Origin of the sequence: Pseudomonas sp. S34 (genome assembly GCF_009866745.1) — a bacterium.
In the GTDB taxonomy this organism is placed as follows: Bacteria; Pseudomonadota; Gammaproteobacteria; order Pseudomonadales; family Pseudomonadaceae; genus Aquipseudomonas; species Aquipseudomonas jessenii.
In genome coordinates this window covers 604,438-625,978 of sequence record NZ_CP019398.1, presented here as the reverse complement: position 1 = coordinate 625,978, position 21,541 = coordinate 604,438, and the positions used below count along the sequence as shown (strand labels likewise).

Annotated in this window: 19 protein-coding genes and 1 pseudogene; 9 read left to right on the top strand and 11 right to left on the bottom strand. The window is 60.1% G+C overall.

Annotated features, from left to right (window positions below):
* Nucleotides 1-51: 51 nt before the first annotated feature.
* A pseudogene (locus tag PspS34_RS02700) lies at nt 52-2,115 on the bottom strand (AsmA family protein); the annotation flags it as partial.
* Between the two features lie 387 nt (nt 2,116-2,502).
* On the opposite strand from PspS34_RS02700, the gene PspS34_RS02695 reads away from it, so the two are divergent.
* The 7 genes from PspS34_RS02695 (at nt 2,503) to PspS34_RS02665 (ending at nt 7,778) form a co-directional block, all read left to right on the top strand.
* Complete coding sequence (locus PspS34_RS02695; protein ID WP_057712211.1) at nt 2,503-2,973, top strand: hypothetical protein; 471 nt, start codon at nt 2,503-2,505, stop codon at nt 2,971-2,973.
* Nucleotides 2,974-3,145: 172 nt separating this feature from the next.
* Complete coding sequence (locus PspS34_RS02690) at nt 3,146-3,778, top strand: TetR family transcriptional regulator (RefSeq protein ID WP_057712212.1); 633 nt, start codon at nt 3,146-3,148, stop codon at nt 3,776-3,778.
* 267 nt (nt 3,779-4,045) lie between these two features.
* A complete protein-coding gene (gene ureE / locus PspS34_RS02685; protein ID WP_154861112.1) occupies nt 4,046-4,546 on the top strand; it encodes an urease accessory protein UreE in 501 nt (166 codons plus the stop codon).
* Nucleotides 4,543-5,217 (top strand): urease accessory protein UreF, encoded by a 675-nt coding sequence (locus PspS34_RS02680; RefSeq protein WP_154861113.1) that lies wholly within the window; start codon nt 4,543-4,545, stop codon nt 5,215-5,217. Before ureE ends, PspS34_RS02680 begins: the two co-directional genes overlap by 4 nt.
* Before the next feature lie 23 nt (nt 5,218-5,240).
* Nucleotides 5,241-5,855 carry an urease accessory protein UreG gene (gene ureG, locus PspS34_RS02675; protein ID WP_090452850.1) on the top strand — a complete coding sequence of 205 codons (615 nt, stop codon included), beginning with the start codon at nt 5,241-5,243 and terminating at the stop codon, nt 5,853-5,855.
* Nucleotides 5,856-5,884: 29 nt separating this feature from the next.
* A complete protein-coding gene (locus PspS34_RS02670; RefSeq protein ID WP_150813599.1) occupies nt 5,885-6,457 on the top strand; it encodes a HupE/UreJ family protein in 573 nt (190 codons plus the stop codon).
* Nucleotides 6,458-6,644: 187 nt separating this feature from the next.
* Nucleotides 6,645-7,778 carry an AGE family epimerase/isomerase gene (locus PspS34_RS02665; RefSeq protein ID WP_154861114.1) on the top strand — a complete coding sequence of 378 codons (1,134 nt, stop codon included), beginning with the start codon at nt 6,645-6,647 and terminating at the stop codon, nt 7,776-7,778.
* Between the two features lie 99 nt (nt 7,779-7,877).
* Here PspS34_RS02665 and PspS34_RS02660 read toward each other — a convergent pair whose 3' ends face one another.
* From PspS34_RS02660 to PspS34_RS02615, 10 genes are all read right to left on the bottom strand, one after another.
* Nucleotides 7,878-8,783 (bottom strand): cation transporter, encoded by a 906-nt coding sequence (locus tag PspS34_RS02660; protein ID WP_154861115.1) that lies wholly within the window; start codon nt 8,781-8,783, stop codon nt 7,878-7,880.
* 172 nt (nt 8,784-8,955) lie between these two features.
* Nucleotides 8,956-9,726 (bottom strand): SDR family oxidoreductase, encoded by a 771-nt coding sequence (locus tag PspS34_RS02655; protein ID WP_150813602.1) that lies wholly within the window; start codon nt 9,724-9,726, stop codon nt 8,956-8,958.
* Nucleotides 9,727-10,023: 297 nt separating this feature from the next.
* Nucleotides 10,024-10,272, bottom strand: coding sequence for a hypothetical protein (locus PspS34_RS02650; protein WP_154861116.1), 249 nt, complete (start codon nt 10,270-10,272; stop codon nt 10,024-10,026).
* A gap of 296 nt (nt 10,273-10,568) precedes the next feature.
* Entirely contained in the window at nt 10,569-11,285 is a 717-nt protein-coding gene (locus PspS34_RS02645) for an ABC transporter ATP-binding protein (protein WP_057712220.1), read from the bottom strand.
* Complete coding sequence (locus tag PspS34_RS02640) at nt 11,282-12,154, bottom strand: ATP-binding cassette domain-containing protein (RefSeq protein WP_090452841.1); 873 nt, start codon at nt 12,152-12,154, stop codon at nt 11,282-11,284. The genes PspS34_RS02645 and PspS34_RS02640 overlap by 4 nt, the downstream gene beginning before the upstream one ends.
* Nucleotides 12,151-13,434, bottom strand: a complete 1,284-nt coding sequence (livM, locus tag PspS34_RS02635; RefSeq protein ID WP_090452840.1) for a high-affinity branched-chain amino acid ABC transporter permease LivM — start codon at nt 13,432-13,434, stop codon at nt 12,151-12,153. Before livM ends, PspS34_RS02640 begins: the two co-directional genes overlap by 4 nt.
* A 3-nt stretch (nt 13,435-13,437) precedes the next feature.
* Nucleotides 13,438-14,352, bottom strand: coding sequence for a branched-chain amino acid ABC transporter permease (locus tag PspS34_RS02630; protein ID WP_007979705.1), 915 nt, complete (start codon nt 14,350-14,352; stop codon nt 13,438-13,440).
* 240 nt (nt 14,353-14,592) lie between these two features.
* On the bottom strand, nt 14,593-15,726 hold the full coding sequence (locus tag PspS34_RS02625; RefSeq protein ID WP_008048115.1) for an ABC transporter substrate-binding protein: 1,134 nt from the start codon (nt 15,724-15,726) through the stop codon (nt 14,593-14,595).
* A 362-nt stretch (nt 15,727-16,088) separates the two neighbouring features.
* Nucleotides 16,089-17,372 carry an FAD-binding oxidoreductase gene (locus tag PspS34_RS02620; protein WP_057712223.1) on the bottom strand — a complete coding sequence of 428 codons (1,284 nt, stop codon included), beginning with the start codon at nt 17,370-17,372 and terminating at the stop codon, nt 16,089-16,091.
* 157 nt (nt 17,373-17,529) lie between these two features.
* Complete coding sequence (locus tag PspS34_RS02615) at nt 17,530-19,020, bottom strand: aldehyde dehydrogenase family protein (RefSeq protein WP_102669255.1); 1,491 nt, start codon at nt 19,018-19,020, stop codon at nt 17,530-17,532.
* Nucleotides 19,021-19,194: 174 nt separating this feature from the next.
* Here PspS34_RS02615 and PspS34_RS02610 point away from each other — a divergent pair, with 174 nt between their 5' ends.
* On the top strand, nt 19,195-20,106 hold the full coding sequence (locus tag PspS34_RS02610) for a LysR family transcriptional regulator (protein WP_150813606.1): 912 nt from the start codon (nt 19,195-19,197) through the stop codon (nt 20,104-20,106).
* 206 nt (nt 20,107-20,312) lie between these two features.
* Nucleotides 20,313-21,539 (top strand): nicotinate phosphoribosyltransferase, encoded by a 1,227-nt coding sequence (gene pncB, locus PspS34_RS02605; protein ID WP_090452834.1) that lies wholly within the window; start codon nt 20,313-20,315, stop codon nt 21,537-21,539.
* Nucleotides 21,540-21,541: the final 2 nt, after the last annotated feature.

Below are 21,541 nucleotides of genomic sequence, written 5' to 3'. Positions count from 1 at the left end.
GCGGCATGCCGCTTTCCGGCATTCAAGAGGTCCTAGCCGCAGGTCTTCAGTTTTCACCGTCTTCGGCGCCTTGCCCGCCTTCATCTGCTCCAGCAACGGCGCGCACTGGTTCGGCTCGCCGCCACTCGGCGCTATCAGCGCCAACAACCCTGCCGCCGGTGCGGCGATCACGCCCAACGCGACCATCCCGGCTCCACGCAACATCAACGGCACGGCCTTGACCCCGGCATCGGGCTTGATGAACTTGCCCCGCACGTACAGCGGCGAACGCAACGAAATCAAACGCCAGCCCTTTGATTCCGGGGTGATGGTCAGGTCCAGTTGTTCGGTCGCCATGTTCGCCGTGCCATCGATGTAAACAATGGCGTTCTCGGTGTCGAACACAAACAAGCGGGTACTCGCCAGGCCGGACTGGATGCCGAAGTCGGCGGCGGCGCAGTTGATCTTCACTTCCTTGTCGCCAAAGATCTTGCCGACCACGTAGTTGCCGACGTTCAGCCCGGCCAACTCCATCAACTCGCGACTGATAGCGCCATCGTTGATCAGCATTTTCAGATTGCCATTGGCGCTGCCCAGCAGTTTAGCCACCGAATTGCCGCGCCCGCTGATATCACCGTCGCCGTTGAGTTCGCCGAAACTGGTTTTCATCGGTTCAAAGCCGGGGAACAACTGCTTGAGCTTGAAGCCTCGCGCCGTGAGTCTGGCATGGCCCTCCAGCGGATCGGTGTGGCCGTTCAGGCGAATCTGCGCATCCAGCTTGCCGCCGGCCACGCCGAAACGCAGCGGCTCGAGGCTGAGCACGCCATCGGTGAGTACCAGATGGGTATAGAGATCGTTGAACGGCAGTTTTTCGCTGTGCACGATGCGCTTGCCGGTGAACTCGACATCGGCGTCCATATCGCGCCAGCGATCGGTCTTGAACTCTTCGACCGGCAGCACTTTGTCCGCCGGTTGTTTGCTATCACCGCCTCGGGCCTTCTGCTCGGCGTTGGAGTCGGCACCAATCAGCGGTGCCAGGTCAGCGAACAGCAATTGATTGGACAACAGCGAACCGCTGAGCTTCGGTCGTGGCTGGCTGGCCACGTAGGTCAGGTTGCCATGGATGTCACTTTCACCGATCTTGCCGTTGAATGCTTCATAGTGGAATACCGCGCCACCCGGCTCGTGTAACTTGGCGATCAGATGGCCGTCGGTGGCATAGGGTGGCGTATCCGGCAGGATCACACCGGTCAGCGGGTAGAGATTGCCCAGGCTGGTACCGGCCAGTTTCAGGCGCAGGTCCAGGGCGCCGAGGTTCAGCGGATCGGTCAGGGTGCCGGCCAGTTCGACGCTGGAATCGGCGATTTTTACCTGTGCCTGAAGCGGAAACGGCCGTGCCGCGTCCTGCAACGCCAACAGCCCGCCAATCTTACCCTGGCCCGCGAGCTTCTGGCCGTGGTACTGGCCGTTGACCTTGAGGGCGAATGCATAGTCCTGGGGTGACGAACCCTTCTCCTGCGCGGCTTTCGCCGCTTTGTCGCCGACGATATCGCTGAACGGAATCGGCTTGCCCAATGGATCGATCAGTACGTCGAGTTGGGTCTTCAGGTTCTGGTCGTCGAGGGTGACATGCCCCTTGTCAAAGCCGATCGCTCCGATATCCACCACCCAGCTCGCAGGCTCGGCGTCCGGATCCTTTGGGTCGAATTTGAAGGTCCAGTTGGCGCGCCCGTCAGCCAGGCGTTGCAGGTGGGCATTGGGCTCGGTGAGATCGATACGCGGGATCACCACCCGCTGCGCCAGCAATGCCAGGGGTGAAATACGCAGTTCCACCCGTTTGAGGGTGATCATCTGCGGCTGTTTCGACCAGTCGGGATTGCCCAGGCTCAAGTCTTCGGCCACCACATGAGGCCACGGTACCCAGGCGCGCCAGCCGCCTTCATCGGACTCGGGTTGCCAGACCACCGACAGATTGCCGTTGATGGCGAAAGCGCGGTGCAGCTCTTCGGAAACTTTGGCGTTGAGCGGCGCTTTGATCCGGTTCCAGTCGAAGAACACGATGATCAGCACCAGCATCACCAACAAGGTAAGGAAAGTGGAAAGGGTCCAGACCAACGTCTTTTGAGTGCGCGTCATTGCACAGGGCTCCTGATACGACCGAGCGCCCCGACTGCGACGCACATGTGAAACGGTGAGCCGCAAACGGCTCGCCATGCAAACTACGACTGATAAAAACCCGGCAGGTTTAATCGAAAGACCGATTTCGCCGATTTCGTCCAGTCCAATACTGACCAGCTGGTCGATCTGCGTTACCGGACCTGCACTTTTGCACAACACAGGTGGGTCGAAAACACCCACAAAAGTGCAAGACAACTCGCCGGAAACGCCCGGCCTAGGGCCTCCGCAGCAAACAATCAATTCCGTTGATTATTACCATTGCGTTTATGAACTTTCATATCGATTTATCGAGAGTAGCATTGCTCTCGTGCCCACTTATTCGCACCCCCACGGAGCAAAACAATCATGAAACGCCAACTACTGCTTAGCCTTACACTTTCGATGCTGGCCAGCACTGCCTTTGCCCTGCCAGCGGCTGACCAGGCCACCCCACAAGTGAAACAAGACCACTCGGTGTTCAGCCAGACCGTCGCCGCCGATGGTTCCGACCGCACCCCACAAGGCCAGACCCTTGCCGAAGGCGGTAATGATCGCCTGAAAGAAAAAGGCCTGATCACTCAGGATGGCTCGGACCGTACTCCACAGGGCCAAACCCTGGCTGCCGATGGTTCCGATCGTACCCCACAAGGCCAGACCCTTGCCGCTGATGGTTCCGACCGTACTCCACAAGGTCAAACCCTGGCTGCTGATGGTTCCGACCGTACTCCACAAGGCCAGACCCTTGCCGCCGACGGTTCGGATCGCACTCCACAAGGTCAAACCCTTGCTGAAGGCGGTGGTGACCGCGTGATCGAACGCAACAGCGCCGTGAGCTAAGCTTCATGGCCGCCTTGAAAAAAAGCCCAATCCCCGGATTGGGCTTTTGAATTTTCATAGGCCCGCTTGATAGATGCCACACTTCCCCGCGTGATCCCCCCACAGTCGTTCGACGCCAGCAAAGCCGATTTGCTAGAGTGCGCCGCGTCCCTGTCCAGAAAACGCCCTTGCGATGCTGCCCCGCGCCGAACAGAAACAACAAACCCGTAACGCCCTGATGGACGCTGCCCGGCGCCTGATGGATGGCGGCCGAGGATTCGGCAGCCTGAGCCTGCGCGAAGTCGCGAAAACCGCCGGCATCGTACCGACTGGTTTCTACCGCCATTTTGCCGACATGGATGAATTAGGCCTGGTACTGGTCAGCGAAGTCGGCCAGACATTCCGCGAAACCATTCGTCTGGTACGACACAACGAATTCGTGATGGGCGGCATCATCGATGCCTCGGTGCGGATCTTTCTCGACGTGGTTAGCGCCAACCGTTCGCAGTTCCTGTTTCTTGCCCGTGAGCAGTACGGCGGTTCAGTGCCGGTGCGCCAGGCCATCGGCCGTTTGCGTGAAAACATCAGCTCGGACCTGGCGGCGGATTTGTCACTGATGCCGAAACTGCAGCATCTGGACATCGCCGACCTGAGCGTCATGGCGGATCTGATCGTCAAGAGCGTGTTCGCCACCCTGCCGGACATCATCGATCCGCCAGCCGAAGCCTTGCCAGAGCACCTGACGCCCCAGGCGAAAATCACCCAGCAGCTGCGGTTTATCTTTATCGGCCTCAAGCATTGGCAAGGGCTTGGAAGTACCGAATAAACCTGTGGGAGCGGGCTTGCTCGCGAAGAACGATAACGCGGTGTGCCTGAAAGACCGTGGCGCCGCATTCGCGAGCAAGCCCGCTCCCACAATGATGTGTATCGCCTCAACTTGGTGCGCAAACCAAAAACAACGCACCAACTTCAACCAAAAAACTCACTCCATCGATACAAATCTCACGTCTCCTTCAGCCATTTCCTACACATCATGTCGATTGGCAAGCCCCTTGCTCTAGCCTGAGCATTGTCCATTGCTGGAAGCCTTCCGATGCTGGTGATTCATCGCAGAGTCGACCCTCAACCCGTTTGGGCCGCCGAACTGCACCTGACGTTCGAAGCCCGCAGCAAAAGCCGATTGCGCTGTTTCAGTGCCGAGGGCGAAGACGTCGGGTTGTTTTTGGAGCGCGGCCAGCCGCCGTTGCGTGACGGCGAATGCCTGCAAGCCGAAGACGGGCGAATCGTGCGTGTCTGCGCCCGCCCCGAACAATTGCTGCACGTCACCTGCGCCAATGCCTTCGAACTGACTCGCGCGGCCTATCACCTGGGCAATCGCCATGTCGCCCTGCAGGTCGGCGACGGCTGGTTGCGCCTGCTCGACGATTACGTGCTCAAGGCCATGCTCGAACAACTCGGTGCCGTTGCCGTGAACATCGAGGCGCCATTCCAGCCGGAACATGGCGCCTACGGTGGTGGCCATCATCATTCGCGTCACGGCGATGAAGACTTCAACTACGCGCCGAAACTGCACCAGTTCGGCGTACGCACATGAACCCGGCCTGGGCGCTGTTGCGCCTGGCCAGTCCGCAATTGCCGATTGGCGGCTACAGCTACTCCCAGGGGCTGGAAATGGCTGTGGATAACGGCCGTGTTCACGACCCCGACAGTGCGCGACGCTGGATCAGCGATCAGTTGCTGCTGAATCTGGCACGCTTCGAAGCACCCTTGCTGCTCGCCCATTGCGTGGCCGCCAGCGAGGAAAACTGGGACGAATTGCTGCAACGCTGCGAGGAACACCGCACCAGCCGCGAAACCCGCGAGCTGCATCAGGAGAGCCGGCAGATGGGCTACTCGTTGCAGCAATTGCTCAATGGCTTGCCGGAGCTCGACGCCCCCGCCCGCGCCTTCCTCGAACAGCGCAGCGAGCCACATCTGGCCCTGGGTTGGGCGCTGGCCGCGCGCGCCTGGCAGATCAGCCCGCGGGACGCCCTGGCCGCATGGCTCTGGAGCTGGCTGGAAAACCAGTTGGCGGTGCTGATGAAGACCCTGCCCCTGGGTCAGCAAGCCGCCCAACGCCTGACCAGCGAACTGTTGCCGCTGCTTCAACAAGCTCAACAGAACGCCACTCAAATCGATCCCGATCATTACGGCAGCGCCGCTTTCGGCCTGTCCCTGGCGTGTATGGGCCACGAGCGCCAGTACAGCCGTCTGTTCCGTTCCTAGGGCCATTTATTTTGGAGAATCACATGAACGCACAACCCCTGCGCGTCGGTATCGGCGGCCCGGTCGGCTCCGGCAAAACCGCCCTGACCCTGGCCCTGTGCCTGGCCCTGCGCGAGCGTTACAACCTGGCCGTCGTGACCAACGACATCTACACCCGCGAAGACGCAGATTTTCTGGTGCGCAACGAAGCCCTGGCACCGGAGCGCATCATCGGCGTGGAAACCGGCGGCTGCCCGCACACGGCCATCCGCGAAGACGCCTCGATCAACCTCGAAGCCGTGGATCAGCTCAACCGCCGTTTTCCGGGGCTGGACCTGATTCTCGTAGAGTCCGGTGGCGACAACCTCTCCGCGACCTTCAGCCCGGAACTGTCCGACCTGACCATCTACGTGATCGACGTCTCGGCCGGCGACAAGCTGCCACGCAAGGGCGGGCCGGGAATCTGCAAATCCGACCTGCTGGTGATCAACAAGATCGACCTGGCACCTCTGGTCGGCGCCTCGCTGGAGATGATGAACAGCGACACCCAACGCATGCGCAACGGCAAACCCTTTGTCTTCAGCAATCAGAAAACCGGCCTGGGCCTGGAAGAGATCATTGCCTTCATCGAACGCCAGGGTTTGCTGACCGCGGCCTGATCACGACTTATCAACAAGGAAGCTTATCCATGACACTCAAACGCATTCTCGCCGCCCTGGCCCTGCTGCTGACTCCGGCCCTCGCCTTCGCCCATCCGGGACACGGCGACAACGGCTTGATCGCCGGTATCAGCCACCCACTTGGCGGTCTCGATCACTTGCTGGCAATGCTCGCGGTCGGCCTGTGGGCAGCACAGCAGCAAGGCGCCGCACGCTGGGCGCTGCCGTGCGCCTTTGTCGGCACTATGTTGATTGGCGGGCTGTTGGGTTTTGAAGGATTGAACCTGCCGGCACTGGAGAGCGGGATTGCCGCTTCCGTGTTGGCTTTGGGGCTGGCGGTTGCCTTGGCAGTGCGTCCACCGTTGGTGATGGCGGTGGGTGCGACGGCGTTGTTTGCGCTGTTTCATGGTGTCGCGCACGGGCTGGAACTGCCGGAAATGTCGAGCCCCTGGACCTACGCCGCAGGCTTTGTTGCGGCGACGGCGGTGTTGCACGCGGCGGGTTATGCGCTGGTGCGGGTGCTGCCGCAGGCCGCAGCGCCCCTGGTGCGACTGGCGGGCGCGGCTTCGGCGGCGACTGGAGTGTGGTTGCTGGCAGGTTGACTCTCTAGTGTCTGACCCGGCCTCTTCGCGGGCAAGCCCGCTCCCACATTGGAATGCCTACACCTGTGGGAGCGGGCTTGCCCCGGGCGGCGTTCCGACGAAGGCGGCCTGACAGACACAGCCTCTCTCAGGCCAGCCTCTCTGCTAACATGTCGCGCAATCGCCCCTGCCGTGACGACGCCAGCCAATGCCGCCTGTTTCCCGCTCTGCCTCTCAGCCTGAACTGACCGCCCTGTTCGCCTCGGTGCAACAGCATTTCCTGAACGTCATCGTGCCGCTCTGGCAAGGTCCGGGCTGGAACGCCGATATGGCGTTGCCTTATGAGGCGCTGGATGCCAAACACCAACCGCTGCCACCGCAACGCTACCGGGCCATGGCCTGTGCGCGGCAGTTGTATCTGTTTGCCAGCCTGATCGGTCAGGTGCCGGGCGCCGAAGAGCGTGCCGCCGCGTTGTTCCGCTCCTTGCAGCGGCACTTTCACGATGCCGAGCACGGCGGCTGGTTCTACAGTGTCGATGCACAAGGTGCGCCGCTGGATCAGCGCAAGGATCTCTACACCCACGCCTTCATCCTGTTCGCCTGCGCCCATTACTGGGACAAGGTCCGCGAGCCGCTGGTGGAGTCGGTGCTCAATGCCTCGCTGGAAGTGGTCGCGCAGCGTTTCGCCACGGACGACGGTCTGTACGAAGCCACGCTCGACCGCGACTGGGCATCGCTGGGCAGCGGCCCTTTGCAAAATCCGCTGATGCACCTGGCCGAAGCTTTCCTCGCCACCCTGTCGGTGCGTGACGACCTCGACGTGCAACAGGCGCTCGTCGGGTTATGCACAGCCATGCACGCGCGCTTTATCGATCCGCAGCACGGCGTGTTGATGGAAAAACCGCTGGGATCTGTGGATAACTGGTTTGAACCGGGGCATCAGTTCGAGTGGTATTTCCTGTTGGAATCCTCGGCGCTGTTGCGCAATTCGACGCTGCATGCCGATCTGGAGCGGGCCTTCGCCTTTACCGAGCAAGCGGGCGTTGATCAGCGGACTGGCGCCGTGCGGGCGATGCTCGATTTCGCACCCGATGGCGGCACCCGGGACGCCACGCAACGCATCTGGGCCCAGGCCGAGTACCTACGCGCATTAACGCTGCGCCCGGACAGCGAAGCGGCTGTGCTGCGTCAATTGCAGGCATTGCAGCAGCGCTCGCTGCATGCCGACGGCTGGTACGAATGCCGTGACGAGCACGGAGAAGTCAGCCGCCGCGACATGCCATCGACCACGCCTTATCACCTGGCGACCTGTTATCGCGGGTTGGCGGAATATCTCGGCTGACTGTTCGGCCGCTTTCGCGAGCAAGCCCGCTCCCACAGGTTGCATACAATCCCTGTGGGAGCGGGCTTGCTCGCGAATGACCTCGAAGAGGTCGCCTTGTCACTCAATCCACTTGCGGTCCCCGGTAAAGCTGATGGTCAGCCATCGTGCAGCATCCGGCTCGCCAAGCTTTGTGGAGATTTCCTCGCGCAAACTGTCCAGTTGCCCCACACCGTCCAGCCAGTAATCCTTCGGCAATACGATGTGAATCTCGATAAAACAGGCTCTGCCGTGTTTCTGCACGTAGGAAATGTAATCGTCGAAACCATGCTCGGCCTTCGCCACTTCCATCACCTGACGCACCTTGTCGTCCAGTTGATCCGGGACGATCCCCAGCACATCGCGCAAGGCCGGCCCGAGGATTTTGAACGCCGGGGGGAGCATGCCCAAAGCCAGCAAAATCAGGATCATCGGGTCGACATACACCGCCCACTTGTCGTAACCCTGAGTCTTGAGCAGCAGTGCGATCAGGAAACTCACCAGCAGTCCCGCCGACAGCATCGCGTCCACCAGCCAACTGATGTTGTCGAACTGGATCAGCGATGAGTTGAGCGTGCGATTGCGTTGGCGGACGTAGAAGAAATATATGAGCTCAACGACAGTGAAGAAGGCCGCGTAGAAAATCACCAGACCGAGTTCGACTTCGCGACCACCACTGATGATGCCGAACACACCGTTGAGAAAGGCATAAACGGCCACCAGGAATATGAAACTGCCTTCGATCACCAGCACCATGGGCTCCAGGTGCCAGGAACCGAACTGAAAGCGCTGGTTGCTTTCCTTGGCGATCAGCCGGGCGGTGATCAGCATCAGGACCTTGATGAAGGCCGCGATCAACGAAAAGAAGCCATCGAACAGAATGGATTGGGCGCCCGAAACAAAACCGGTGATGATCCCGGCGAATGTCACGGCGAGCATCAGGAAGGTCGATTGTTTGAGCAGCGCCTGCTCGCCACGATTACTCACTTGATCTCCTCGGATACCTCTAGACCGCCGGGTGCGGCGGATTGCTTGAGGGAGGAGTCTAGCTGATGTCCGGATTTATCCGCTCCGGCCCCTTCGCGAGCAAGCCCGCTCCCACATTGGATCGCGGTCTAATGTGGGAGCGGGCTTGCTCGCGAAGAACGATGACTCGGTATTAAGCCTTGCCACCACTGCGATCAATAGCAAACCCGGCCCAGGTCTGGCTCACCGGCATCAGCTCCAGGCTGTTGATGTTGATGTGCGCCGGGGCATTGAGCACCCAGAAGATTGTCTCGGCGATGTCCTGCGGCTGAATCGGCTCGGCGCCAGCGTAAGTGGCGTTGTAGCGCTCCTGGTCACCGGCAAAACGCACCAGCGAGAACTCGCTCTCGCACAGGCCCGGCTCGATGTTGCTGACCCGTACGCCCGTGCCTTGCAGGTCGCAGCGCAGGTTCACGGAGAACTGTTTGACGAACGCCTTGGTCGCGCCATACACATGGCTGCCCGGGTACGGGTAGTTGCCGGCGATGGACCCCAGGTTGACGATACCGGCACCACGACCGTGGGCGATCAGGCGCGGCAACAGCAGACGGGTGCTGTACATCAGGCCTTTGACGTTGGTATCGACCATGGTGTCCCAGTCGTCCAGGTCACACTTGGGCGCCGGATCAACCCCCAGGGCCAGCCCGGCGTTGTTGATCAACCCGCGCAGTTTTGCAAAGGATGGCGGCAGATTGGCAATCGCCTCCTCCATGGCCTTGCGATCACGCACATCGAGCACCAGGCCATGGACTTCGGTCTGCTTCGACAGCTCGGCGCACAACGCATTGAGGCGCTCTTCACGACGGCCAGTCAGCACCAGTTTCCAGCCGGCCTCGGCAAAACGACGGGCACAGGCTTCACCAAAACCGGAGGTCGCGCCGGTAATAAACAGGGTGTTGGACATCGTGTTCTCCTTGCTTCGGCTGATCGCCAGCCATTGGAATAGAAAATCAGCAGGCAGCATGCCCGGCCTTGTTCACAGCGGCAACCACCGTTCAATCTGTTCAAAAAACGCTCAATCCCGGCAACCCCTTGACCAGCGTGGCCTACAGCCATGTGCGCGCACGTTATCCACAGGCCGGTCCACAGTCTTTGGGGGCAAGTGGAAAAGCTGCAAGCCGCTATCCACAAGGCTTTGCGCGGGGTTTTGAAACTTTTTTGCTTGACCCTCAACCGCCTGCTGTGTAGCCCTTGGCCATTTTCATGACTGACGGGTCAAACCGGCGATGGCGCCAAGCCAGTAACCACGGCCTTCAGCCGAGTCTTTCCAGAGTTTAGTCACAGACTTATCCACAGGCTTGTCCACGCCGATTCCATGCATTTTCATCCCGAACAAAAAGGTTGACAAAGCGACCTGCAAGCTGCGCAAAAACACTTGATCAAAAAACAACCGCACCTCTGCAAGCCACGGTTTAAAAGGCCTGCAGCCAGCTACTCCCACGTTATTCACAGCCGGTTCCACAGCAAACGGGGACAAGTCAAAACCGTGACAAAACAACTATTTGCAGCGGCTTTATGTCGCGCTTTACGAGCTTGGGAATATTGTTTTCCACAATTTCCTGAATGCACGCCGCAGCCCTCCTGTGGGAGCGGGCTTGCTCGCGAAGACGGCGGCACAGCTTGCATCGTGGAGACTGACACACCGCTATCGCGAGCAAGCTCGCTCCCACAGGGTTCAGTGGTGTTTTGAAGATGTAAAAAAGCCCCGGCGATTGCGCGCCGGGGCTTGTGTACAACCACTGAAACTCAGTGCCCGCCGAGATAGGCGCTACGCACATCCTCGTTGACCAACAACTCTTTGCCAGTGCCGGTCATGCGGATTTCGCCGTTGACCATCACATAAGCCCGGTCAGACAACCGCAGGGCGTGGTTGGCGTTCTGCTCCACCAGGAAGATGGTCATGCCGGTCTTAGCCAGTTCCCGCAGGGTGGCGAAGATCTGCTTCACCACGATCGGCGCCAGGCCCAGGCTTGGCTCATCGAGCAGCAACAACTTGGGCCGGCTCATCAGGGCCCGGGCGATGGCGAGCATCTGCTGCTCGCCGCCGGACATGGTCATCGCCCGCTGGGTACGCCGCTCTTCGAGCCTGGGGAACAGCTCGAACATGCGCTGCATGTCCTCCTTGGCGTACTTGTCGCCAATGGGGATAGTGCCCATCAACAGGTTTTCTTCGACTGTCATGTCGGGGAACACCCGCCGCCCTTCCGGCGATTGCGCAATGCCGTTGGAGGCGATGTAGTGGGACGACTTGTGGGTAATGTCCACGCCCTGATAGAGGATCTGCCCGTCCGCCGCCCTTGGCTGGCCGAAGATCGACATCAGCAGGGTCGACTTGCCGGCACCATTGGAGCCGATCAGGCTGACGGTTTCCCCTTCGTTGATGTGCAGCGAGACACCTTTAAGGGCCTGGATCGGCCCGTAAAACACGTCCAGTTCCTTGAGCTCGAGGATGGGTTTACTCATACCACCTCCTCTTCTTCCGCGCCCAGATAAGCGGCGATCACTTTCGGGTCGTTGCGGATGTCGTCGGGGCCACCCTCGGCGATGACGATGCCGTGGTCCAGCACCACAATGTGGTCGGAGATACTCATAACCATGCCCATGTCGTGTTCGATCAGCACCACGGTCAGATCGTGCTCGTCGCGCAGCAGCCGGATCATCGCGCTCAGCGCTTCGGTTTCCTGAGGGTTGAGGCCGGCGGCCGGTTCGTCGAGGCAGATGATCTGCGGACGGGTGCACATGGCCCGGGCGATTTCCAGGCGGCGTTGCTGACCGTAGGACAGCTCACCGGCCAGGCGGTTGGCGCAGTCCACCAGATCCACCACTTCCAGCCAGTAGAACGCGTGGTCCAGCGCATCGCTTTCGGCCTTGCGGTAGCCCTTGGTGTTGAGGATGCCGGCGAGCATGCTGCGATTGACCCACATGTGCTGGGCCACCAGCAGGTTTTCCAGCACCGACATTTCCTTGAACAGGCGAATGTTCTGGAAGGTCCGTGCCAGGCCGGCGCGGTTCACCAGGTGGGTGCCGCCGAACATCTTGTAGCGCATCCGGGTGATGAAGCTTTTTGGCGAAACGAAGTCGGTCGGCTTGAACGATTCGCCGAGCAACTGGATGACATTGGTCTGTTGCCCACGCACGTTGAGTTCGATCTTGCCGCCGGAGGCCTTGTAGAACCCGGTCAGGCAGTTGAACACGGTGGTCTTGCCGGCGCCGTTGGGGCCGATCAGGGCGAAGATCGAGTTGCGCTTGACCTTCAGGCTGACATCATTCAACGCCTTGATGCCGCCGAAGTGCATCATCAGCTTTTCTACACTGAGTACGACTTCGCTCATGGCGCTACTCCTTTACGCGGGGTCACACCGGTACGGCTGATCCGAATCAGGCCGCGCGGTCGCCAGATCATCATCAACACCATCAGGATGCCGAACAGCAGCACGCGGTACTCGGCGAAGCCACGCAGCAGCTCCGGGGCGACGGTCAGCACGAAGGCTGCAATTACGACGCCTATGGTCGAACCCATGCCACCCAGTACCACGATGGCGAGGATCAGTGCCGATTCGAAGAAGGTGAACGAGGTCGGGTTGACGAAGCCCTGGTAGGTGGCGAAGAACACCCCGGCCAGACCGGCCGTCGAGGCGCCGATGGTGAACGCCGATAGCTTGACCAGCACGTGGTTCAGACCCATGGAGCGGCAGGCGATTTCGTCTTCGCGCAGGGCTTCCCAGGCGCGGCCGACCGGCATGCGGGTCAGGCGATGCTTGATGTGCAGCACGGCCAGGACCACCAAGAACAACACGGCGTAGATGAAGTAGTACTTCACGTCGGGGTTGTAGGCGATGCCGAAGAACTCATGGAAAGGCACCCCGCCCTCTTTCGCCCTTTTTCCGAACTCGATGCCGAAGAAAGTGGGCAACGGCGCTGCCATGCCATTCGGGCCGCCGGTCAGGGTCAGCCAGTTATTGAGGATCAACCGAATGATTTCACCGAAGCCCAGGGTCACGATCGCCAGGTAGTCACCGTGCAGGCGCAGCACCGGGAAACCGAGGATGCAACCGGCCAGTCCGGCGGTAATCGCCGCCAGCGGCAACACCGTCCAGAAGCCCAGCCCAAGATACTGATAACCGAGCGCCAGGCCGTAGGCACCGATGGCGTAGAACGCCACGTAACCAAGGTCGAGCAGGCCGGCCAGGCCGACCACGATGTTCAGCCCCAGCCCCAGCAGCACGTAGATCAGCCCGAGGATGACCACGCCCAACAGGTACGAGTTGGAGAAAAACGGGAATACCACCGCGATAACAATCATCAGCGGGATGATCCAGCGCAGCCGGGATTTGTAATCAGGTGGCAGTACATGGACCCCGGATCCGGTGGTTTCAAATCCCTCGAGGATTCTCAGGCCCTTGGGGGTTTGCAGGAACAGGCTAAGGGCAAAACGGCCGGCCATGACGATGGCGACAATCCAGGCCACCCGGGTCGCTTCCAGGTTGAAGCCGTAGCCGTCGAGGACTACGCCGACAATCGGGCCGAACACAATCAGGGCCACCAGGCCGGCAAGAATCGCGTCAACCAAGCTTCTTTTGAGATCAATGGTTTTTTTAGTGGTTGAAGACATCGCTTACACCTTCGACACAAGAGGACGGCCGAGCAGGCCTTGGGGCCGAAAGACCAGAACGAGAACGAGCAGCGAGAAGCTGAAAACGTCTTTGTAGTCCGAGTTCACCAGACCGGAAAACAGCGACTCGGAAATCCCGAGAATGATCCCGCCGAGCATCGCGCCGGGCAGTGAGCCAATCCCGCCGAGCACCGCGGCAGTGAACGCCTTGATCCCGATGATGAAGCCGGCATAGAAGTCGAATGTGCCGTAGTTCATGGTGATCAGCACGCCGGCCAGGGCCGCCATCGCTGCACCGATGATGAACACGTAGGAAATCACCCGATCGGTGTTGATCCCCAGGATCGAAGCCATCTTGCGGTCTTGCTGGGTTGCACGGCACATGCGGCCGAGCTTGGTGTACTTGATGACGTAGGTCAGCAGGCCCATCCCGACGAACGCTGCAACCAGAATGAAGACCTTGGTGTAGGTCAACTGAACGAAACCGGTACCGATATCAACGCGCCAGGCACCCGAGAGCAAAGTCGGAACGCCTTGTTGCTTCGCGCCCTGGGAGATCTGTGCGTAGTTTTGCAGGATCAGAGAGATACCGATCGCACTGATCAGCGGTGCGAGTCGAGTGGAGTTACGCAGGGGTTTGTAGGCGACACGCTCGATGACCCAGCCATACACCGCCGTGACGACGATGGTGAAGATCAGTGTGCCAAGCATCAGCAGCGGGAAAGATTCGATACCGAAGTAAGCCAGCAGAGCCAGACTGATTGCCGCGAGGTAAGCGGAAATCATGTAAACCTCGCCGTGAGCGAAGTTGATCATGCCGATGATGCCATAGACCATTGTGTAGCCGATGGCGATCAGGCCATAGACCGACCCGAGGGTCAGGCCGTTGACCAGTTGCTGCAGGAAAATACCATCCATAACGCAATCTCACGCAATGAGAACCTGCACATGTGGCTGTGCGGTTCCTCTAAGGAAAATACAGATATACGTCGGAGCAATGTCAGCCACGATCAGGCAGGCCACCACGGCCCCCTGTAGGAGCGAGCTTGCTCGCGATTGCGGTTTAACATTCAACGAATGAGTTGCCTGCCAGTCCGTCATCGCGAGCAAGCTCGCTCCCACAGGGGAACCGTGGGGTTCACCCAATTGAGTCAGCCCTTACTTCTGTTTTTCCAGCTGGTGGTATTTGCCATCCTTGTCCCACTGGTAAACCACGTAGTCGGAGATTTTCAGGTCGCCCTTGCTGTCCCAGGTCTTCTCGCCCATGACGGTCTTGACCGGGTTCTTCTTCAGCCATGCAGCCGCTTCTTCGCCCTTGTTGGACTTGGCGCCGTTGAAGGCTGCTGCCAGGGTCTGGACCGAAGCGTAGGCGTACAGGGTGTAGCCTTCAGGCTCGGTACCGGCCTTGCGGAAGGCGTCTACCACGGTCTTGCTGTCTGGCAGCAGACGTGGGTCGGCGCCGAAGGTCATCAGCACGCCGTCAACGAATTGCGGGCCACCAGCGGTGGTCACCAGCTCGTCGGTCACGATGCCGTCGTCGGACATGAACTTGACGTCCTTGAGGCCTTGTTCACGCAATTGACGCACCAGAGGACCGGCTTCCGGGTGCAGACCACCAAAGTAGACGACGTCAGCGCCGGCGCCGCGGATCTTGGTCACGATGGTGCTGAAGTCTTTCTCGCCACGGGTCAGGCCTTCATACAGCACAGGCGTTACGCCGCGCTTGACCAGTTGAGCCTTGGTAGCATCCGCCAGGCCCTGGCCGTAGGTGTCCTTGTCGTGCAGCACGACAACTTTCTTGCCCTTGAGCACGTCGACGATGTAGTCGCCGGCCACGATGCCTTGCTGGTCGTCACGCCCGCACATACGGAACATGGCGCTCAGGCCGCGCTCGGTAACGGCCGGGTTGGTGGAACCCGGGGTGATGGCGATGATGCCCGCTTCGTCGTAGATCTCGGAGGCCGGAATGGTCGAGGAAGAGCAGAAGTGACCGACTACGCCGGCGACTTTCTGGTTGGTCAGATCCTTGGCGACCGTCACAGCCTGTTTCGGTTCGCAGGCGTCATCGCCCTTGACCAGTACGATTTTTTCCCCGTTAACCCCGCCAGCCGCGTTGACCGCATCGGCCGCGGCCTGTGCACCCTTCATGTACTGTTCGCCAAATGCCGCGTTGGCGCCCGTCATTGGTCCCGCTACGCCGATCTTGATGTCAGCCTGAGCAAACGCAGAAACACCCAGCGCAGTTGCCACTGCGAGGGCCAGAAAGCCTTTCTTGTAAAACGTCTGGGACATGAGGTGGTGCTCCATGGTTTTTTTAATTGGCACTGCGACTTCACTGAATGCTCAGAGCAAGGGCCGTGCCATCGGTTTTTTATTCTGAAAAAAGTCGCTGCTTTCTTGTTATTTCGACTGTTTCGGTCCCATTTTCATTGGGCGTGCAACCGTCTAAACCGCGGAAGGTAAAACCATTTTTTATTTGAGGCGCAACCCGACTGCGCCATCATTGCAACCGCGGCTTTAAACAACGTGCAACCAGCCTGTAACAACGTGCGTCACCGAAGTGCACACTGCTGGTGCGGAACTGCTACAACCCGCACCACTACAGGCTAGCCGCAGATCGAAAAAGCGCCGCCTCCCACTGCAAAAATCAACATTCAGATCACGATCCGCAGGCACTGGCCTGCGTGATACAGCGAGAATCCCGCCTCATACAGACAGCTGCGCAACCCCACCCCGGCCAATGGCTGCATGGGTGCAAAGGGAATCGGTAGCGCTTGAGGATTTCCGTTACACAGGTAATCGGCAAAGGCCTTGCCGACCACCGTGCCCGTGGTCACGCCCCGGCCGTTGTAACCGGTGACTGCCACCAAACCGGGCGCTGGTTCGAACAGGCGCATCAAATGATCGGGGGTGAAGGCGATGCAACCGGTCCAGGTGCACTCCCATTCCACCGGCTTGAGGTACGGGAAATAGTGTTGCTGCACGCGGTCGGCCCAGGCCTTGAGGAACCAGGCCGGTTTCTGATTGCCATTACCGAGACTGCCAAGCAGCAGGCGACCGTCTTTGTCTCGACGGATACTGCTGAGTACTTGGCGGGTGTCCCAGGAACCTTGGCCACCGGGCAGAATTTGCCGGGCGGCTTCTTCGGTCAGCGGCACCGAGGCCACCTGATAGTAATAACCGGGGAAGAAATTGCGCCGCAATTCCGTCCAGTCGCCTTCGGTGTAGGCATTGGAGGCAATCACCACTTTCTCGGCCATGACCGAGCCCTGGGCAGTCTGTACTGACCAGCGCTGCCCCTGACGTTCGAGTCGGGTGACCGGGGAATGATCGAACAATTGACCGCCCAGCCCGATGGCCGCTTTGGCCAGCCCCGTGGTGTAGGCCATCGGGTTGAGTGTGCCGGCGCGGCGATCGAGCAATGCCGCGGCGATCTTTTTCGTGCCGGTGGCTTGCTCGCAGGCCTGACCGGTGAGCAGCTCTACGGGCGCACCGCGACGCTTCCATTGTTCTTCACGACTGCGCAAGTCGGCCTCGCCACGGGCGTTGTGCGCCATGTGCAGCGTGCCTTCGCGGCGCAACTGGCAATCGATGTTGTACTTGTCCACAAGGCTGAACACCAGGGATGGCGCCGCCCCCAGCATGCGGTTGAGCTGGCTGCCAACCGCCTCGCCAAACCCGGCTTCGATCTCGTCCGGGGGAATCCACATCCCGGCATTGACCAGCCCGACGTTGCGCCCGGAACCACCATGGCCGGCGCGATGGGCCTCCAGCACGCAAACAGTCTTGCCTTGCTCCAGCAGATGCACCGCCGCCGACAAACCGGTAAACCCGGCGCCGATGACGCAGACATCCACCGTGACCTCACCCTTGAGGGCCGAATTGTCCGGCCTTTGCGGCGTCAGTTTTTCCCACAGACACTCTTCGCGTAACGGCATTGCCAGACTCCGAAAATGAAACCTAACCACCCACACAAATCAGTGTGGGAGCGGGCTTGCTCGCGAAAGCGGTATGTCAGTCACCATTAATATCGGCTGACAGATTGCATTCGCGAGCAAACCCGCTCCCACAGGGGATCACTGTTCGACACGAGACTTAGTCGAACGTAATCCCCTGCGCCAACGGCAACTCCAGCGAATAGTTCACGGTGTTGGTCTGGCGGCGCATGTAGCCGCGCCATGCATCGGAGCCGGACTCACGACCGCCGCCGGTTTCTTTCTCGCCACCAAACGCGCCGCCGATTTCCGCGCCGCTCGGGCCGATGTTGACGTTGGCAATGCCGCAGTCGCTGCCCACCGCCGACATGAACTGCTCGGCTTCACGCACGTCGGTGGTGAAGATGCACGAGGACAGGCCTTGTGGCACGGCGTTGTTCAGGCGCAGGGCTTCCTGGAAATCGCTGTAGCCAACCACGTACAGGATTGGAGCGAAGGTTTCGTGGCAGACCACATCGCTTTGCTCCGGCATTTCGACGATAGCCGGCGACACGTAATAGGCATTCGGGAACTTGTCTTGCAGCTGACGCTCACCGCCAAACACCCGGCCGCCCTCACTCAAGGCCTGCTCCAGCGCATCCTGCATGTTGTCGAAGCTTTGCTTGTCGATCAGCGGGCCGATCAGGTTACCTTCCAGCGGATGGCCGATACGCACTTTCGAGTACGCGGCTTTCAGGCGGGTGACGATTTCTTCTTTCACCGACTCATGGGCGATCAGGCGACGCAGGGTGGTGCAGCGCTGACCGGCGGTGCCGACGGCGCTGAACAGAATCGCGCGAACGGCCATGTCCAGATCGGCGCTCGGGCCGAGGATCATCGCGTTGTTGCCGCCCAGTTCGAGGATGCTGCGGGCAAAACGCGCGGCGATTTTCGGCGCCACTTCACGGCCCATGCGGGTGCTGCCGGTAGCGCTGACCAGTGCGACACGCGGATCATCGACCAGGGCTTCGCCGGCATCGCGACCGCCAATAATCACCTGGCTCAGGTGCGGTGGTGCATCGCTGAAGTTCTTCAGCACGCGATCGAACAGCGCCTGGCAAGCCAGTGCGGTCAGTGGCGTCTTTTCCGACGGTTTCCAGATCACCGGGTTGCCACAGACCAGCGCCAGCGTGGCGTTCCAGGCCCAGACCGCCACCGGGAAGTTGAACGCACTGATCACCCCGACAACGCCCAGCGGGTGCCAGGTTTCACGCATGTGGTGGCCAGGACGCTCGGAGGCGATGGTCAGGCCGTACAACTGACGGGACAGGCCGACGGCGAAGTCGCAGATGTCGATCATTTCCTGAACTTCACCCAGGCCTTCCTGGGTGATCTTGCCGGCCTCCCAGGACACCAGCTCGCCGAGGTCGGCCTTGTATTCACGCAGGATGTCACCCAGTTGCCGCACCAGCTCGCCACGGCGCGGTGCCGGAACCTTGCGCCATAGTTCGAACGCATGATCTGCGCGACTGATGTGTTGCTCGACTTCAGCAGCGCCTTCCCAGTTAACGGCGGCGATCCTGCTGCCATCGATCGGCGAATGCACCGGCACTTTGCCGTTCTGGTACAGGGCCGGATTCACACCTAGACGATCAAGCAATGCGGCAACCATGGGTCACTCCTCAAGCAAAAGACAGAACACGTGCAGCCGGAAAATCACGGCTGATCAGACCTGTAGTTTTAGCTGCCCGGAGGTTACTCAACAAACGACCTTTAAGAGAGATATCATTCCGTTTATTCATGCTGTGCATTGCTGGCAATAAGAAACAAGAACCAAGGACCGCCCATGCTGAATAAACGCTACTTGCCATCGATCGCTGCATTGCAGTGCTTCGAGGCCGTCACCCGGCATTTGAGCTTCACCCGGGCCGCCGAAGAGTTGAACCTGACCCAAAGCGCCGTGAGCAAACAGGTCGCGCAACTCGAAGAGCTGTTGCAGCACCTGCTGTTTCGCCGGGTGCGCCGCCGCCTGCAGATGACGCCGGCTGGCGATCTGTACCTGGTTGAGGTGCGAAAAATCCTCACGCAGGTCGAGATGTCGACCCATTACCTGCGTTCCTACGGTGGCGAAACGGAAGTCCTGCGGGTTTCGACGCCCCCCACTTTCGGTGCACGCTGGCTGGTGCCGCGCCTGAAAGGCTGGCGCCTGCGGCATCCGTCGATCCACCTGGACCTGTGCAGCGAGCAGGAAGCCGACGACCTGCTGCAAGGCCGCAGCGACCTGGCGTTCTACTTCGGCCAGGGCTCACGGCCCGGCACCGAATGCCTGAAGCTGTTCGGCGAAGAGCTGGTGCCGGTGTGCGCCCCGGGCAGCCTGCCGGACACACCGTTTACCGATCCGACGCAACTGACTGACCTGGTCCTGCTGCAAAACGCTTCCCGCCCCCAGGCCTGGCATGACTGGTTCGACCATCAGGGCTACCACACCGAGCACAGCTACCACGGCCCGCGCTTCGAAACCTTTTACATGTGCATCCGCGCCGCCCAGGTCGGCTGCGGCGTGGCGCTGTTACCCCGTTTTCTGGTGGAAGAGGAACTGGCCGACGGCAAGCTGGTCATTCCCTGGCAGCATGCAATGCCCAGCACCGACGCCTATTACCTTGCGTACCCGGAACACTCGGCAGAAGTGCCCAAGGTGCGGGACTTTGTGAAGTGGATGCTGGAGCAGATCGATAGCCCGGAGATGTCGCAAATTTAGGGTTGCACGCAGTACCTGTGGGAGCGGGCTTGCTCGCGAAGACTGAGTATCAGGCAGCATCACTGCTGGATGTGAAACCGCTTTCGCGAGCAAGCCCGCTCCCACAGGGGTCTGTTGTGATCCAAAAAACTGCTGGCAATCCTGCCCAGTGATATGCGCCACTAGCGCCACTGATCAATACCGCTGCAACGCCGGAGATTCCCGTTATGAGCGAGAGTGTATTTGCCGATCGCATCGTGCAGAACCTGCTCGACACCGACTTCTACAAGCTGACGATGATGCAGGCGGTGCTGCATAACTACCCGAACGTCGAAGTCGAATGGGAGTTTCGTTGCCGTAACGGCGAGGACCTGCGCCCGTACCTGGCGGAAATCCGCTTCCAGATCGAGCGCCTGGCCGAACTGAGCCTGAGCGCCGACCAGTTGAGTTTTCTGGAACGCATCAGCTTCCTGAAGCCGGACTTCCTGCGCTTTCTCGGGTTGTTTCGCTTCAACCTGCGTTACATCCACACCGGCCTCGAAAACGGTGAACTGTTTATCCGCCTGCGGGGCCCCTGGCTGCATGTGATCCTGTTCGAAGTGCCGCTGCTGGCGCTGGTCAGCGAGGTGCGCAACCGCTATCGCTACCGCGAAGTCGTGTTGGAACAGGCCCGCGAGCAGCTCTACCGCAAGTTCGACTGGCTGAGCGCCAACGCCAGCAGCGACGAATTGTCAGAATTGCAGGTGGCCGATTTCGGCACCCGTCGTCGCTTTTCCTACCGCGTGCAGGAAGAAGTGGTGAATGTGCTCAAGCACGATTTCCCCGGACGCTTCGTCGGCACCAGCAACGTTCACCTGTCCCGGGAGCTGGACATGAAACCCCTGGGCACCATGGCCCACGAATGGATCATGGCGCACCAGCAACTTGGCCCGCGGCTGATCGACAGCCAGATCGCCGCACTCGATTGCTGGGTCCGTGAATACCGTGGCCTGCTGGGGATTGCCCTGACCGACTGCATCACCATTGATGCCTTCCTCGGCGATTTCGATCTGTTTTTCGCCAAGCTTTTCGACGGTTTGCGCCACGACTCAGGCGATCCGGTGGTTTGGGCGGAAAAAGCCATCGCCCACTATCACAGGCTCGGCATCGACCCGATGAGCAAGACGCTGACTTTCTCCGACAGCCTGACCCTGCCCAAGGCTCTGGAGATATTCCGGGCGCTGCGCGGTCGGATCAATGTCAGCTTCGGCATCGGCACCAACCTGACGTGTGATATTCCGGGTGTCGAACCGATGAGCATCGTGCTTAAAATGACCGCCTGCAACGGCCAGCCGGTGGCGAAGATCTCCGACGAGCCAGGCAAGACGCACTGCAAAGACCCGAATTTCGTCGCTTACTTGCGACACGTTTTCCAGGTTCCTGCCGCCCTTTCAAGTACATCAAGCAAGGAGTGAAT

Coding starts and splice junctions, on each gene's coding strand:
- PspS34_RS02655 (WP_150813602.1), bottom strand. CDS start 9,726: ATGTCCAACACCCTGTTTATTACCGGCGCGACCTCCGGTTTTGGTGAA.
- PspS34_RS02640 (WP_090452841.1), bottom strand. CDS start 12,154: ATGAGCGAAGTCGTACTCAGTGTAGAAAAGCTGATGATGCACTTCGGC.
- pncB (WP_090452834.1), top strand. CDS start 20,313: ATGAGCGAGAGTGTATTTGCCGATCGCATCGTGCAGAACCTGCTCGAC.
- PspS34_RS02630 (WP_007979705.1), bottom strand. CDS start 14,352: ATGGATGGTATTTTCCTGCAGCAACTGGTCAACGGCCTGACCCTCGGG.
- PspS34_RS02695 (WP_057712211.1), top strand. CDS start 2,503: ATGAAACGCCAACTACTGCTTAGCCTTACACTTTCGATGCTGGCCAGC.
- PspS34_RS02645 (WP_057712220.1), bottom strand. CDS start 11,285: ATGAGTAAACCCATCCTCGAGCTCAAGGAACTGGACGTGTTTTACGGG.
- PspS34_RS02625 (WP_008048115.1), bottom strand. CDS start 15,726: ATGTCCCAGACGTTTTACAAGAAAGGCTTTCTGGCCCTCGCAGTGGCA.
- PspS34_RS02620 (WP_057712223.1), bottom strand. CDS start 17,372: ATGCCGTTACGCGAAGAGTGTCTGTGGGAAAAACTGACGCCGCAAAGG.
- PspS34_RS02690 (WP_057712212.1), top strand. CDS start 3,146: ATGCTGCCCCGCGCCGAACAGAAACAACAAACCCGTAACGCCCTGATG.
- PspS34_RS02615 (WP_102669255.1), bottom strand. CDS start 19,020: ATGGTTGCCGCATTGCTTGATCGTCTAGGTGTGAATCCGGCCCTGTAC.
- PspS34_RS02610 (WP_150813606.1), top strand. CDS start 19,195: ATGCTGAATAAACGCTACTTGCCATCGATCGCTGCATTGCAGTGCTTC.
- PspS34_RS02665 (WP_154861114.1), top strand. CDS start 6,645: ATGCCGCCTGTTTCCCGCTCTGCCTCTCAGCCTGAACTGACCGCCCTG.
- ureE (WP_154861112.1), top strand. CDS start 4,046: ATGCTGGTGATTCATCGCAGAGTCGACCCTCAACCCGTTTGGGCCGCC.
- PspS34_RS02680 (WP_154861113.1), top strand. CDS start 4,543: ATGAACCCGGCCTGGGCGCTGTTGCGCCTGGCCAGTCCGCAATTGCCG.
- ureG (WP_090452850.1), top strand. CDS start 5,241: ATGAACGCACAACCCCTGCGCGTCGGTATCGGCGGCCCGGTCGGCTCC.
- livM (WP_090452840.1), bottom strand. CDS start 13,434: ATGTCTTCAACCACTAAAAAAACCATTGATCTCAAAAGAAGCTTGGTT.
- PspS34_RS02670 (WP_150813599.1), top strand. CDS start 5,885: ATGACACTCAAACGCATTCTCGCCGCCCTGGCCCTGCTGCTGACTCCG.